General features: G+C 72.5%; 6 protein-coding genes. 3 read left to right on the forward strand and 3 right to left on the reverse strand.

Annotated elements, in window-relative coordinates; translation table 11 throughout:
* The first annotated feature begins 25 nt into the window (after positions 1–25).
* Positions 26–2,014 carry a spermine/spermidine synthase domain-containing protein gene (locus Acor_RS23295; protein WP_246239013.1) on the forward strand — a complete coding sequence of 663 codons (1,989 nt, stop codon included), beginning with the start codon at positions 26–28 and terminating at the stop codon, positions 2,012–2,014.
* A 38-nt stretch (positions 2,015–2,052) separates the two neighbouring features.
* Here Acor_RS23295 and Acor_RS23300 read toward each other — a convergent pair whose 3' ends face one another.
* The gene (locus tag Acor_RS23300) at positions 2,053–4,452 is read right to left on the reverse strand and encodes an ABC transporter permease (RefSeq protein ID WP_155338843.1); all 2,400 of its coding nucleotides are present in this window, start codon (positions 4,450–4,452) and stop codon (positions 2,053–2,055) included.
* Between the two features lie 192 nt (positions 4,453–4,644).
* Here Acor_RS23300 and Acor_RS23305 point away from each other — a divergent pair, with 192 nt between their 5' ends.
* Entirely contained in the window at positions 4,645–5,907 is a 1,263-nt protein-coding gene (locus Acor_RS23305) for a condensation domain-containing protein (RefSeq protein WP_155338844.1), read from the forward strand.
* On the opposite strand, the gene Acor_RS23310 is transcribed toward Acor_RS23305, so the two are convergent.
* A complete protein-coding gene (locus Acor_RS23310) occupies positions 5,908–8,967 on the reverse strand; it encodes a non-ribosomal peptide synthetase (protein ID WP_155338845.1) in 3,060 nt (1,019 codons plus the stop codon).
* A gap of 187 nt (positions 8,968–9,154) precedes the next feature.
* Here Acor_RS23310 and Acor_RS23315 point away from each other — a divergent pair, with 187 nt between their 5' ends.
* Positions 9,155–12,169, forward strand: a complete 3,015-nt coding sequence (locus Acor_RS23315; protein WP_155338846.1) for a DUF11 domain-containing protein — start codon at positions 9,155–9,157, stop codon at positions 12,167–12,169.
* A 90-nt stretch (positions 12,170–12,259) separates the two neighbouring features.
* Here Acor_RS23315 and Acor_RS23320 read toward each other — a convergent pair whose 3' ends face one another.
* On the reverse strand, positions 12,260–13,483 hold the full coding sequence (locus Acor_RS23320; protein WP_155338847.1) for a hypothetical protein: 1,224 nt from the start codon (positions 13,481–13,483) through the stop codon (positions 12,260–12,262).
* Positions 13,484–13,519: the final 36 nt, after the last annotated feature.

Here is a 13,519-nt window from a genome sequence, read left to right on the forward strand (position 1 = left end):
CGCACCCCCCGCTCACTGGATCCCGGTGCGACCCAGGCTGGTGGTGGCCAGCGCGTTCATGTTGTTCCTTGAACTCGCGCTGATCCGGTGGACCGGATCCAACATCGTCCACCTCAGCTACTTCACGAACTTCGTCCTGCTCGGCTCGTTCCTCGGCATCGGGCTGGGGTTCCTGCGGGTCGGGCGGACCAAACGGCTGCCCTACTACTCACCGGTCGTGCTGGCCGTGCTGGTGCTGGTCGTCAGCTTCTTCCCGGTGGTGGTCAACCGGGAGACCGACGGCATCCTGTACTTCACCAGCCTCTCCACCAGCGGCCCGCCGGCCTGGGCGATCCTGCCGGTGATCTTCGTGGCGGCGGCGCTGGTCCTGATGGGCCCGGCCGAGCTGGTCGGCCGCTGCTTCCCCGAGCTGCCCCGGCTGGAGGCGTACCGGTGGGACCTGGTCGGCAGCCTGATCGGCATCGGCCTGTTCACGCTGCTGTCGTTCCTGTCCGCGCCGCCGCTGGTGTGGGGGATCTTCGCGGCCGTCGCGTACGGCGTGCTGCTCCGCCCCAAGTCGTTCGCCCTCCACTTCGGCCTCGTGATCGCGCCCTGCATCCTGGTGCTGACGGCGCTCGGCCTTGAAACCTTCACGGCGGGGGCGCTCTGGTCGCCCTACTACAAGGTGACGGCCAACCATTTCGAGCGCGACGGCGTGCCGATCATGCGGATCGACGTGAACGGCATCCCGCACCAGGAGGCCATCCCGGCCGCCAAGCGGCTGGAGTGGGAGCCGCAGTACGGCATGCCGTACGAGCGGGCCGCCACCAAGACCCTCGACGACGTGCTGATCGTCGGCGCGGGCAGCGGCACCGACGTGGCCATCGCGCTGGCCAAGGGCGCCAAGCACATCGACGCCGTGGAGATCGACCCCAAGCTCCGCGAGCTCGGCGGCGAGTTCCACCCCGACCGGCCCTACCAGGACGCCCGCGTCACCACCCACATCAACGACGGCCGCGCCTTCCTGGAGCGCACCGACAAGAAGTACGACCTGATCCTGTTCGCGCTGCCCGACTCGCTCACCCTGGTCTCGGGGGCGAGCTCGCTGCGGCTGGAGAGCTACCTGTTCACCGAGCAGGCGATGCGCTCAGCCCAGGCCCACCTCAAGCCCGGCGGCGCGTTCGCGATGTACAACTACTACCGCGAGATCTGGCTGATGGACCGGCTCGCGTCCACCGCGCAGGCGGCGTTCGGCCACAAGCCGTGCGTGGACGTGGTCGGCTGGGGCCAGCAGGCCGTCATCACCGCCGGGCTGACCGCCGCCGACCAGACCTGCGCCGCCGAGTGGGGCGGCGCGTCCGCCGACACCCCGCCGCCGACCAGTGACGACCGGCCGTTCCTGTACCTGCACGACACCTCGATCCCGATGCTCTACGTGGTCGCGCTCGGCCTGATCCTGCTGGTCAGCCTGCTCGCGGTGCGCGCGGTGGCGGGCCCGTTCCGCACCATGCGGCCGTACGCGGACCTGTTCCTGCTGGGCGTCGGCTTCATGCTGCTGGAGACCAAGAACGTCACCGGGTTCGCGCTGCTGTTCGGCACCACCTGGCTGGTGAACGCGATCGTCTTCGGCGGCGTCCTGGTCGCGGTGCTCGCCGCCGTGGAGGTGACCCGCCGCTTCCGCACCCCGTCCCTGCCCGTCATGTACGGCGTGATCCTGGCGGGACTGGCCATCGGCTGGCTGGTGCCCAACGCCTGGCTGCTGTCCATGCCGGTGCCGCTGCGCCTGCTCACGGCGGTGGTGATCGCGTTCCTGCCGATCTTCGCGGCCAACGTGGTGTTCGCGAAGCGGTTCGCCGACACCGACAACGCCACCATGTCGTTCGGCGCGAACCTGCTCGGCGCGATGGTCGGCGGCTGCCTGGAGTACCTGGCCCTGGTGGTCGGCTACAACGCCCTGCTGATCGTGGCCGGATGTCTCTACCTGGGCGCGTTCGCGCTGCTGCCCCGGGCCTCGCGAGGCGCCGTCTCGGTCTGACGCGCTGCGCTGTCATTCGGCGCTGTCATTCTCCGCTGTCACTCCGCGCGCAGCACGGCCGCGACGCGGATGCGCGCGGCGGTTCTGGCGGGCCACACCGCCAGCGCCGCCGCGGCCAGCAGCGCGGCCGGGGCGATCAGCAGCAGCGTGCCCACCGGCGTCGGCGGCACGTAGAGCAGCGGCGCGCCCTCGGCCACGACCCGCCACAGCACCCGGCCCAGCGCCAGCCCCAGCGGCACCCCGGCGACCAGGCCGAACAGGGCCAGCGTGCCCGCCTGGGTCAGCACGATCCACCGGGACTGCGCCGGAGTCAGGCCCAGCGCCCGCAGCACCGCCACCTCGTGCCGCCGCCGCCGGACGGCGACCGTCAGCGCGTGGCCGGTCGCGGCCAGCGCCAGCAGCGCGAGGAAGCCGCCCAGGGTGGCGGGCAGCCCGGAGATGCCCTTGATTTCGACCAGCTGCCGGGGCTCGTAGAACGGGACGAAGCCGAGCCGCGCGCCGTCCAGGGCCTCGCTCGACGTACGGCCGAGCCGGGCGGCGGCCGTCGTGACGTCCGCGCCGGGGCGGAGGGCGATGAGGAGGAAGTCGATCTCGTACGCGTCGAACAGGGCGCGGTAGCCGCCGGGGGTGGCCAGCGCGCCCTCCGCGTAGTTGTTGGCGGGCCCTTCGGGGACGAAGCCGACGCCGGAGACGGTGTACTCGTGGCTGCCCCGGGTGCCGGTGAGCGGGATCCGGTCGCCGACGCCCATCCCGAGCGTCTCCGCCGTCCGGGTCGCCAGCAGGACCTCCGTGTCGGTGGCGGGGAGCCGTCCGGCCAGGAGGCCGCCGACCGGGACGGGGTGGCGGCCGGGGGCGTAGCCGTACAGGGAGAGGGTGAGGTGGCCGGAGACGGCCGGGGACATCGGCCGGTCCTCGATGCCCGCCACGTCTGGGTCGGCGGCCAGCGCGGCGACGGCCCGGTCCGGGGGAATGCCCTGGCCGTTGAAGCCGAGGAAGACGATCAGCTGGTGGGTCTGGCCGTATCTGGCCGGGTTGGTGGCGGCGTCGGCGACGCCGGCGGCGAAGGTTAGCGCGGCCAGCACGCCGAGCACGCCCGCCACGGTCCCGGTCAGCGCGGAGCCGACCGGCAGGGTGTCCAGGCCCCTGCCGCGCTCCAGCGCGAACCGCAGCCCTGTCTGGATCGGCACCGGCCAGCCCTGGCGGCCGGCGGCGGCGGCGATCACGGACGGGGTGCGGCGGCGCGGCGACCGCGCGGCGGCGAACAGGATCCAGGCGTAGCCGGCCGCGCCCAGCGCGAGCACGATGGGCGCGCCCAGCAGGCCGGGCAGTAGCACGGCCCAGTCCAGGTCGAAGCCGGGCCTCGGCTCGTAGGAGGCGGCGGCCCCGATCGGCAGCCACGGGGAGGCGGCCGCGGCCCCGAGCACGCCGGTCATCGCGCCGGCGGCTCCGGCCAGGGCGGGGCCGAGGGCGGCGGCGGCCACCGCCTGCCGGGGGGTGAGGCCGGGGGCGCGCAGGGTCCGCAGCGCGGGGATCGACGAGCCGACCAGCCGGGCCGTGGACTGGCCGATCAGCAGCGTCCCTGCGGCCAGCACGGACAGGCCGAGCGCGAGCAGCACCGCCGCCTCGTAGCCGAGCAGCCGGTCGACCTGGCGGCGCGTGGTCGCCAGGTTCTCGATCTTGACGGCCGGGCGGGCGGTCAGCGCGGCGAAACGTGCACGGAACGCCGGTATCCCCGCCTCGCCGCCGGCCAGCCGGACGAGCGCGATGGTGAAGCCGCCGCGGCCGTCCGTGCCAATGAAATTTTCGCGATATCTCAAGAACAATCCGGGCGACGGGAGGATCGTTCCGGTGGCTCCGCTCGGGTCGACGTAGTACGGCGACCTGATCACTCCCACGATCCGCGCCACGACCCTCGGCCCGTGCCTGGCGACCGTCCCCGACGTGTCGCCGATCAGGTTGACCTCCTCCGGCGTGCTCAACTGGATCACCACCGAGTCGCCGACGCCCTTGCCGTACTCGTCCAGGAAGTGCGGGAGCACCACCACCTCGTCGGCGCGGGCCGGGTCGGGCAGCCGCCCGGCCAGCACCACCGGGCGCTCGACCGAGCGCCAGATCTCGGCGTCGGCGGGCGGCGCGGAGTCCCAGCCCAGCCGCACACCCTGCACGGACAGCGCGGACACCACGGTCGGCGCGACCGCGGCCACCCCGGGCAGGGCCCGCACCCGGTCCCAGTCGAAGTCGGGGATCTGGCTCTGCACCAGGATGTCGGCGGGCAGGGCGCCGGCCCGCAGCCGCTCCTGCGCGGACCCGCCGCGCCGCGCGCCCGCGATCGCGGCCAGGACGGTGGCCAGCGCGAACGCGACGATCACGGCGAGCGCGACGTGGGCTCGCCACCGCGGCGCGACGGCGATCGCCAGCCAGGCACGGGAGAACCTCATCGCGACCTCTCGATCGGCGGCAGCCGGACCTTCCGACTATCCGCCGGGCCGGGGCGAGCCGCCACCGGGCTAGCCCTCGGTTGACCGTCCTGACGGGCCTGGCTAACATCCGGTTGCGCTCCCTCGAAATTTTCGTTCATCGGAAAAAACTTTCGGTCCACGAGTTCCCGAGAAGTGAGGAGGGGGCGACGGGTGTACGCCGACTTCGGTGGTGGCCGGTCCGGGCAGGCGCCGCTGACCTGGGGGCAACGCGGGATCTGGGACGCGATGGCGCGCAATCCGCCGGGTCATTTCAACATCGGCCGGGTGCTGATGGTGCCCAGGCGCGGCGGGGCGGCGGTCGCGGAGGCGGCCCGCGCGGTCGGGCTGCTGGCCGAGCGGCACGAGTCGCTGCGGACCCGGGTGGAGGTCACCGGCGGCGAGCCACGGCAGGTGCTCTCCGGGTCCGGGCGCATCCCGCTCACCGTCGTGGCCGCAGAATCGGGCGCCGACGCGGCGTCGCTGCTGGAAAAGCTCACGGCCGGGGAGTTCGACCTCGCGGGGGAGTGGCCGCTGCGGGTGGGACTGGTCACCTCGCGCGGCCGGGTGCGGTGGGTGGTGCTGGTCCTGTCCCACCTGGCCGCCGACGGTCAGGCCACCGGGATCCTCCTGCGCGACCTGCGCAGGCTGCTCCGCCAGGACGAGCTCGCCGGGCCGCCGCCCGCGCAGCCGCTGGACCTGGCGCTCGGCCAGCGTGACGGCGGCGAGCGCCGCACCCGGGCCGCGATCGCCTTCTGGACCGGCCAGTACGAGCGCGTCCCGCCCGTCATGTTCACGCCCGTGCACCCCGGCCGGCGGCGGCACCGCCGGGTCCGGCTGGCCTCGGAGCCGCTCGCGGCGGCGGCCAGGACGGTCGCCGACCGGCACCAGGTCAGCTCCACCACCGTCCTGCTGGCCGCCACCGCCGTCCTGGTCGGCGCGCGGACCGGCCACGGCTCGGTCGCCCTGTCCACGATCGTCGGCAACCGCTTCGCCGGCGAGCTGCGCGGCATGGTCACCACCCTCGACCAGCTCGGCCTGTTCGCCCTCGAACTCGGCGGCGGCCTGGACGAGCTGGTGCCCCGCGCCTGGCGGGCCGCGCTGGCCGCCTACCGGCACGCCTACTACGACCAGCCCGCCCTCGACCGGGCTCTCACCCGGATGGGCGCGGAACGCGGCGCGGAGCTGAACCCGTACGCCTGCTTCAACGACGTACGGCAGGCCGCCGACCGCGCCCCGGCCAGTCCGGACGCCAAATCCCGGCTGGACTGGCTGCCCGACCCTGACGGCATCCGCTGCCGGTTCTGCCTCCTGGTCCTGGACGCCCCCGACGCCGGGCTGGTCCTCCAGCTGACGGCGGACACGCGCTGCCTGACCTCTGAGCAGATCGCGCGTTTCCTGCCGGAGCTGGAGAACCTGGTCCTGGCGGCGGCCTGATCAGTCCTCCCCGGCGAGCAGCCGCTCCGCCTCCTCGTCGGACATGTCGGACAGTTCGGCGGTCAGGCCCTCCTCCAGCGCGACAGCCAGATCGGCCACCGTCCGGCGGGTGAACATGGTCAGGATCGGCAGCTCGACGCCGGTGATGGCCAGGATCCTGGCCGCCACCCTGACCGCCAGCAGGGACTGGCCGCCGAGCCGGAAGAAGTCGTCGTGCGCGCCGACCCGGGGCACGCCGAGCACCTCGGTCCACACGTCGGCGACCAGCGACTCCGCGTCGGTCCGCGGCGGGGTGAACTCGGCGCGCTGCGCGGTCGGGGAGGGCAGGGCGGCCCGGTCGACCTTGCCGTTGGGGGTCATCGGCAGGGTGGTGATGCGGATGAATCGGGCGGGCACCAGGTGGGCGGGCAGGGTGCTCGCCAGCGCGCGGGAGACCGCGCCCAGGCTGACTTCGCCGATGATGTAGGCGATCAGGTTCTCCTCGTGCACGGCGGCGACCGCTTGGATGACGCCGGGGAATGCCTCGCAGGCCGCTTCCACTTCGCCCAGTTCGATTCGGTGGCCGCGCACTTTGACCTGGTTGTCGGTCCGGCCCAGGAACTCCAGCTCGCCTTCCGGCCGCCAGCGGACCATGTCGCCGGTGCGGTAGAGGCGGCCGCCGGGGGCGCCGTACGGGTCGGGGACGAAACGTTCGGCGGTGAGGGACGCTCTGCCGAGGTAGCCGTGCGCGACGCCGGCACCGCCGATGAGCAGCTCGCCGGGGACGCCGGCGCGGACGGGGTTGAAGCGCTCATCGAGTACGTAGACCTGGGTCCCGCCGATGGGAGCGCCGATCCGCACCGCCGCCGGTTTCGCGGGAACCTCCCACGCGGTCGACCAGATGGTCGTCTCGGTAGGCCCGTACACGTTCACCAGGCGGCCCACCGACCCGCGCAGGCGGCGGGCCAGCTCGGGACCGAGCGCCTCGCCGCCGACCAGCGCGGTCAGCGCCGGATCCCGGTAGCCGGAGTCCAGCAGCATCCGCCAGCCGGACGGAGTGGCCTGCACGTGTGTGACCCCCGCCTCCTTGATCAGCCGGGCCTGGGCGAAGCCGTCCCCCGCGGTGGCCGTGTCCGCGATCGCGACCCGGCCGCCGGTGACCAGCGGCAGGTAGAGCTCCAGCGCGGAGATGTCGAAGGACAGCGAGGTGAGGCCGAGCCAGACGTGCTCGGGGGCGGCGTCGAACATGGCGGCCATCGAGGTCAGCAGGTTGGCGAGCGCGGCCTGCGGGACGGGCACGCCCTTGGGCTTGCCGGTCGAGCCGGAGGTGTAGAGGACGTAGGCGGTGTCCGCGCCCCGGACCGGGGCGCGGGTGAAGTCGGCGCGGGCGGGGGGCGGGCTGTCGATCAGGACGGTCGGGACCGGGTGGTCCGGCAGCGCCGTCACCGTCTCCGAACTGGCCAGGACCAGGGCGGCGGCGCAGTCGTCCAGGACGAAGGCCAGCCGGGCGGGCGGGTAGGCCGGGTCGATCGGCACGTACGCCGCCCCCGCGCGCTGCACGGCGAGCAGGGCGACCAGGGATTCCGCCGTTCTGGGCAGGCAGACGGCCACCAGCTCGCCGGGGCGGACCGGGAGGCGGGCGGCCAGGTCGTCGGCGCGGCGGTCGAGTTCGGCGTAGCTGAGCCGGACGTCGCCGCCGGTGACGGCGATCGCGTCCGGGCGCAGGGCCACCTGGCGGCGGATCAGGTCGGGGACCAGGTCGGCGGCGGGGGGCGCGGTGCGGTTCCAGTCGTGGATGAGGCGCTCGTACTCCGCGCCGGTGGGGGCGGTCAGCTCGGACAGGCGCAGGTCCGGGTCGGCGGCGGCGCGGGCCATCAGGGTCTCGAACTCGTGGGCGTACCCGGCGATGGTCGGCTCGTCGAACAGGCCGGTGTTGTAGACCAGCAGCAGCTGCCAGATCCCGCTCAGGCCGAAGATGTCGGCCTTCAGCTCGTACGGCGTGTGCCCGAACCCGGCGTCGGCCCGCTCGGACCGCACCCCCTCCAGGGCCAGCCCCGGGCCGCCGGTCTGGTGGTGCATGCCGAACATGGTCTGGAACAGCGGCGCCCGGCTCAGGTCGCGTTCGATGTCGAGCGCGGGCAGCAGCCGCTCGAACGGCACCTTCTGGTGGCGGTACCCGGCCAGCAGGCGGGTCCTGGTCCGGCGCAGCACCTCACGGAAGCTCGGATCGCCGGATAAGTCGCCGCGGGCGACCACGGTGTTGGAGAAGTAGCCGACCAGGCGTTCCAGGTCCTCGCGGTCCCGGCCCGCCGTCGGGAAGCCCACGCAGAAGTCGCTCTGGCCGCTCCGCCCGGACAGCAGCACCTGGTACACCGCCATCAGCGCCATGAAGAGCGTGCAACGTTCCTTGGCGGCGAGTGCCGCGAACGGGGTCGTCACCTCAGGCGGCAGCGGGTGCAGCAGGTGCGCGCTCGCCGTGTCCGCCACCGCCGGGCGCGGCCGGTCGACGGCCAGTTCCAGGGCCGCCGCCCCGGCCAGCTCCCCGGTCCAGTACGCGAGAGACTCCGCGCTCTCCTCCGTCTCCTCGATGACGTCGGAGTAGCGGACCGGGAGGGGGTCGAGGGCGGTTCCGCCGTACCGGGCGGTCAGCTCGTCGGCGATGATGCCGATCGACCGGCCATCGCAGACGATGTGGTGCGCCACCACGCACAGCAGGTGCTCGTCCGGGCCGCACGCGATCAGCCAGGCCCGCAGCAGCCGCCCGGCCGCCAGGTCGAACGGCCGCTCGATCAGCGCGCTCACCATCGCCTCCGCCTCGGCCGGCGTCGCCGCCATCCGGGTCAGCTCGAACGGCCACGGCGGGTCGATGACCTGCACGGGACCGCCGTCCCTGGCCGGGAACCTGGCCCGCAGCGCCTCGTGCCGCGCGACGATGTCGCCGAACGCCCGGGTCAGGCGCGCCGGGTCGATCGGGCCGGTGAGCCGGGTGGTCTGGGAGAGATGGTAGGAGGCGTCCTGCGGGTCCACCTGCTGGAGGAACCAGACACGCTCCTGGGCGGCCGTGAGAGGCAGCTCGATCATGGGGGGTGCTCCCTGAAAGTACGGCGAAGTACGGTCGTACGGTACTCAATGGGAGCGTTCCCGCCGACACTATGATCGCCAACACCCCGCGTCAAGAAACATTGTGTAGGAGGCTACTCACGCCTCCGCGCCCCTCCCGCACCCACCGTGAGAGCACGGGAAAGCACTCTTACGGAGGGGAAACGACATGGCCTTACGAAGGTCGTGGATCGCGGTTCTGACGGCGATCCTGCTCGTGGCGGCGCTGCTGCCGCCCACGGCGGCGCGGGCGCTCGCCACCAAACCGCTCACCATCACGATCACCAAGGTGCGCTGCGTCGACGACTGCCGCAACGACGGCCTGGAGGACTCGGGCGAGTCCGCCGCCGACTTCTACGCCAAGGTCTTCATCAACGGCGCCGAACACCGAACGCCGCGCGGCGCGGAGGACCAGGAACTGATCGAGCCGTACTGGGCGGTCACCCAGCAGGTCGACGAGAACGCGGCCGGCGTGCCGGTCGCCATCCAGATCTGGGACCACGACAGCACGTCCGGCGACGACCTCGGCGACACCAGCCCGCGCAACGACGACAACACCCTGGACTTCACCGTCAACTACGCCGACGGCCGGTGGTCGGGGGACGTGAACTGGCCGCAGTCGTGCGCCACCGGCGACGGGGACGACGACGATGAGCCGCGCGTCGAGGTCTGCTTCGACGTCAGCACCACGCCAGGCGCGGACGCCGACGGGGACGGCCTGCTGGACGGCTGGGAGCGCAACGGCTACAACGCCGACGGCGACGGCACCATCGACGTCGACCTGCCCGCGATGGGCGCCGACGTCAACCACAAGGACCTGTTCCTCGAACTCGACTACGAGCAGGGCCGCAACCTGAGCAAGGAGGACGTGACCGCGATGAAGGCCGCGTTCGCGGCGGCCCCCATGAACGCGGGCACCCTGTCCGGCACCAGAGGCGGCGTCAGCGCCCAGCCCAACCCGGACGGGACGCGCGGCATCAATCTCCACGTCGACATGGGCAACCTGGCCGACGCCACCCTCCGCGAGGGCACCCCGGCCGGCACCTGCCACGACGGCCTCGACAACGGCGCGGACGGCTTGACCGACGGCCGCGACACCGACTGCCTGACCCTGGACGGCGACGTCGAGGACCCCGGTCCCGGCAACTGCCAGAACAACGCCGACGACGACGGCGACGGCCGTACCGACGACGACGACCCCGACTGCCTGATCGGCGACCCGCTGGGCGCCAACGGGCGCGGCAACATGATCTCCGGCCTGACCGCCTGCGACCTGGACGCCGCCTTCTACGCCGCCAAGGACCAGATGTTCGACAAGGCCCGCCGCCTGATCTTCCGCTACGGCATCAGCGCCAACCCCGACGGCTGCACCGACGCCCCCGGCGGCAGCGGCGAGTACGGCGGCAACGACTTCATCGACTTCAACAACAACGGCGTCAGCGTCATGCACGAGCTGGGCCACACCCTCTTCCTCGACCACGGCGGCTTCGAGGAGGCCAACTGCAAGCCCAACTACGTCAGCATCATGAACTACTTCACCGCCGGCGCCGGGATCGGCCGCCAGGGCGGCGGGCGCGTGCTCGACTACTCCCCGCCGAGGATCGCCTTCGACGGCGCCACCCGCGGCAACGCGCCGCTCGCCAACCTGGTCGAGAACCAGCTCAACGAGAACGTGATCCCGGACGGCGCCGACCCGGTCAACCGGTTCGTCTTCGTGAACGGCGCCGGCCGGCGGGGCACCCACGACCTGGACGCGCGGCCCGACTGGAACGGCGACCGCGCCGACCCGCCGTTCGACAACCCGGTGATCGCCAACATCGACACGGCCGGCCTCAACGGCGAGCCCGTGGAGTGCATGAACGGCACCACCGACGGCACGCTGCGCGGCTCCGACGACTGGAGCTTCATCTCGCTGCCGTTCCGCCAGTTCGGCGACTCCGCCAACGCCCCGGTCAACCGGGTCGACACGCACGAACCCACCACCGCCCGCCTCGATCAGATCTGGCGGGACCTGAACACCACCGACCTGTCGGTGGCCGTCACCGACAGCCCCGACCCGGTCGCGGCCGGCACCGAGCTCACCTACACGGTCACCGCCGCGAACGCGGGCGACAACCCCGCCACCTCGGTCCGGATCGTCGACACCCTCCCCGCCGACGTCACCTACACCGGCGGCTCCTCCTCCTGTACGGCCTCCGGCGCCACCGTCACCTGCAACCTGGGCGAACTGGCGGTCGGCGCGAGCGCCCGGGTCACCCTCCGGGCGAGCGTGCCCGCCGGCCTGGTCCACGCCAACGGCGGCCCGAAGACGCTCACCAACCGGGCGGTCGTCAGCAACCTGGCCGGCCCCGACCCCACCCCGGCCAACAACGAGGCCACGGCCACCACCCGGGTGGTCGCCGTCGCCGACCTGTCGGTCACCGCGCTCCAGGCCGACGCCCCCAGCCAGATCCTGATCGGGCAAACCCTGCCCGTGACGGTCACCGGCACGGTCGCCAACGGCGGCCCGTCCACCCCGATGAACGCCACCCTGACCACCGCCGCGACGGCCTCCACCGGCGCGACCATCACCCCCGCGTCGGTCGCCACCGCCGTGGCCGCCCTGGCCGCCGGCTCCCCCCGGACGATCCAGAAGACGGTCACCATCGGCTGCGCGCAGCCAGGCCCGCACACCTACACGGTGACCGGCGCCGTCGCTCCCGCCGGCGCGGACGACTCCGACCCCACGCCCGCCAACAACCAGCGCCAGACCACCTTCACGGTCGACTGCATTGTGCCGATCGCGATCAACATCGTGCCCGGCCTCAACCCCAACCTGGTCAACCTCGCCCACGGCGTCGTCCCGGTCGCCGCCCTGACCACCCGCGCCGGCGAGTACAACCTCCCACTCGCCTTCGACGCCACCAAGATCAAGCCGGAAACCGTCCGCTTCGGCACCAGAAACGGCGCCGCCGCCCACGGCGCGCCCCCCATCCACAACATCGGCGTGCGAACCCTCAGCATCGAACGCGGCCCCCTGGAGATCTTCATCGACCTCGACTGGGACATGCTGATGACCTTCACCGCCCACGACACCGACCTGACCCGCACCTCCACCGAAGCCTGCCTGGCCGGCTCTTTCTCCCCACGAACCGGCGAGACCTACCGCTTCTTCGGCTGCGACGCCGTCCGCATGTTCCCCTGACCTGCCCACCGATGCGCGGCCTGCCCAGCAGGCCGCGCGTCCTCATTCCCAATTATAAGTGGACCTATAATAGGTCCACTTATAATTGGGTCAGCCGGTGATGGATGAGGTGTCGAGGAGCCAGTACTTCTCGGGGACGGCGAAGAGGGCGTCTACGCCCTGGTGGGTCAGGGCGAAGTCGGCGGCGGAGCGGACCAGGTTGCGTTTGGATTCGCTTTTGGGGGCGGTGGTGGCCTTGTCGGAGGTGGCCCAGTAGACGAGGGGGTCGGCCACGCCGGGGTTGACGCCGCCGGCGCCGAGGACGGGTTCGGTGCCGTACAGGGTCATCAGGGTGGCGGTTAGGCCGGTGTCGAGGTCGTAGACGATGGAGCTGGGGGCTTTGTCGCCGGCGGGGGAGCCGTGCGGGGGGACGGTCTGGAGGAGGAGGTAGCGCTGGCCGAGGAGGCCGAACGGGAAGACCACCCAGGGCGGGAGCATGGTGCGGCGGGAGCCGTCGGGGCGCTGGATGAAGACGCGGACCGTGGTGGTGGAGACGATCTGGGTGCCGACGCACCAGCGGAAGCCGCAGTTGACGTCGGCGTCGGCGGGGGCGCGGACGGTGATGCGCTCGCCGGTGACGAGGTTGAGCAGGCGGCGGTCGTCGCCGATCCAGGGCCAGTCCTTCATCCGCATGCCCTCGGTGTAGCGGACACGCTCGACCGTGCCGCCCTTGAGCGGGACGCGGTCGACGCCGCCGTGCGGGAAGGACCAGAACAGGTTCTCGCCGTCGATGACCAGTTTGGGGTCGCGGCCGACGGTCACGTCGAGGACGGTGGTCAGCAGGACGGCCTTGCCGTCCTTCTCGAGCATGGACCAGATCTCGCCGACCGTGCGGGACTTCTCCTCGACGGTGCGGTACCAGGCGACCGCGCCGTCCGCGGCGGTGGCCGCGGTGATCTCGTGCTCCTCGCGCCCGCGCCGGTTCGGGATGGCGCCGAGCGGCACGCCCAGGCCCATCTGGAGGTTGAAGGCGACCAGTCCGGAGTCCTCGCCCGGGTCGCCGACCTCCTCCATGAGCACCCGGGTGGGGTCCATCCGGGCCAGCGGGCGGAGCGCCCAGTCCCGGAACGACCAGGCCGGGACCTTGACGACGGCGTCCGGCCAGACCTCCCGTACGGACGGGAAGGCGGCCAGCTGCGCCGGAAAGGCGGGCGTGATCAGCGGCCGCGCCGGACCGGACGCCGAGGGCGGCCGGATCAGCAGCGCGGTCACGCCCGCCACGGTCAGGACCAGAAACCCACCGAACGCGATGTCACCCCAGGACCTCCGCGCCACGGCACCTCCCCAGTTGTTCGCGATCTCATCGTGAAA

Source organism: Acrocarpospora corrugata, from assembly GCF_009687845.1.
Taxonomy (GTDB): Bacteria; Actinomycetota; Actinomycetes; order Streptosporangiales; family Streptosporangiaceae; genus Acrocarpospora; species Acrocarpospora corrugata.